A 1893-nucleotide genomic window follows, 5' to 3' on the forward strand; every position below is an offset into this window, starting at 1 on the left:
TTGCCCGCCGTATCAGTCACCGTGTATGTAACGCTGTCTGTTTCAGATTCACCTTGCGCAAGGTGTTGAGCGGCTTTGTTATCAAGCGTATAGGTATAGGTCCCATCCGCCTTCACATCAAAGTGCCCGTGCTTGCCATAAGCATCGATGACAGTGACTACGTCACCCACTTCGCCTTGCGGGTTAACATCACCTGTCGCAATAACATTAGTATCTTCAGTAACGGTATCTGTGGCATCCGGCGCAGCAACATTTTGGTCAATCACTATCGCTGTTGTTGCCGTTGTCTGTCCATCATGTCCTGATGGGTCAGTGACCTTCGCGCCTAAATCATGATGAGTGCCATCAACCGATGATGATTTACCCAGGTCTACCACAATCTCAAAATCGCCCTTCCCATCAGAAAAACCTGAGCCAACAATATGATCGCTGCCGTCGGCATTTTTGCCATCAATGATATCGACTTGTGAGAATGGGATATCAGTGCTGCCGGTGATTGATGGTGTTGGGTTAGACGTAATACCATCAGTATTATCGATACCGGTATCGGTACTTCCAGTAAGTCCTGTCAGTGTCACCGTTGGCGTGGTCAGTGTTATTGCCGGAGCTATTGGCGCCATCGGCGTCAATTGTGCTTGAGTAGGAACGTTATTAGTTACTGTTGGCTGCTGGCCAACCACTGACGCCACTGTTACTGTCGCCGTTGGATTGAAGGTTAAGAACTGCGAGTCCTTGCCTCCATGATGATCATCGGTGCTGACCTCAAAGGTATCTTGTCCCGTGTACTTTCCGGAGTTCGCGTCGTAGTTCATGCCTTGATGAATGGCATCGGCGTGCATTGTGTAGCTATAGACGCCTGTTGCATTATCAAGCGTTAAATCACCGAACGTGCCGTGGGCTACAACGCAGCTGCCTGTAGTGGTGCCACCGACTGCGTCATAGGTATGTGTATCGGTTGTATCAACATCGATTGTGCTGAGCGTACCGGTGGTATTGGCACTTTGAGCGATCTGCAGTGATGGGATATCGTTACTGCCATGGATAGTGACGGTAATTTCACCCGTACTGGTATTACCCGCCGTATCAGTCACTGTGTACTTAACGCTGTCTGTTTCAGATTCACCTTGCGCGAGGTGTTGAGCGGCTTTGTTATCAAGCGTATAGGTGTAAGTCCCATCCGCATTCACATCAAAGTGACCATGCTTACCATCGGTATTGATGACAGTGACTACATCGCCTACTTCACCGTGTGGGTTAACATCACCCGTCGCGGTCACTTTGCTATCTTCGGTAACGGTATCTGTGGCGTCCGGCGCAACGACATGCTGATCAATCGTCACAGTCAAAGCATTTGAAGTACTGGTGTTGCCCGCCACATCAGTCACTGTTGCGGTAATATCGTGATCGCCTTCACCCATGAAAGATTTAGGTACAGTAACCTGCCAAACACCATTCTGGATAGCAGCATCACCAATAGAATGGCCATCCACAAACACCTCAACTTGTTGAGCGTCTGTATCGATATTACCCAATGTTAAAGTCGGGTTTGCGATATTGGTGATGTTGTCAGTATTGGTACCCGTACCACCAAAACTGTCTGAAGTGGCATTCAAATCAACCGTTGGCTGAGTGGTATGCTGGTCAATCAAAATCGGTGTAGTGGTCGTTGTCTGTCCATCATGTCCTGATGGGTCAGTGACCTTCGCGCCTAAATCATGATGAGTACCATCAACCGATGATGATTTACCCAGGTCTACCACAATCTCAAATTTACCATTCACATCAGAAAAACCTGAGCCAACAATATGATCGCTGCCGTCGGCATTTTTACCATCAATGATATCGACTTGTGAGAATGGGATGTCAGTACTGCCAGTGATTGATGGTGTTGAG

The 1893-nt window shown here is 48.2% G+C and carries 1 protein-coding gene; it reads right to left on the reverse strand.

Features of this window, described 5'->3' with window-relative positions; translation table 11 throughout:
• Nucleotides 1-1893 (reverse strand): Ig-like domain-containing protein (locus VHA01S_RS17695; protein WP_039971414.1); only part of this gene is annotated, 1893 nt, incomplete at both ends.

The sequence above is a fragment of the Vibrio halioticoli NBRC 102217 genome (genome assembly GCF_000496695.1).
In the GTDB taxonomy this organism is placed as follows: domain Bacteria; phylum Pseudomonadota; class Gammaproteobacteria; order Enterobacterales; family Vibrionaceae; genus Vibrio; species Vibrio halioticoli.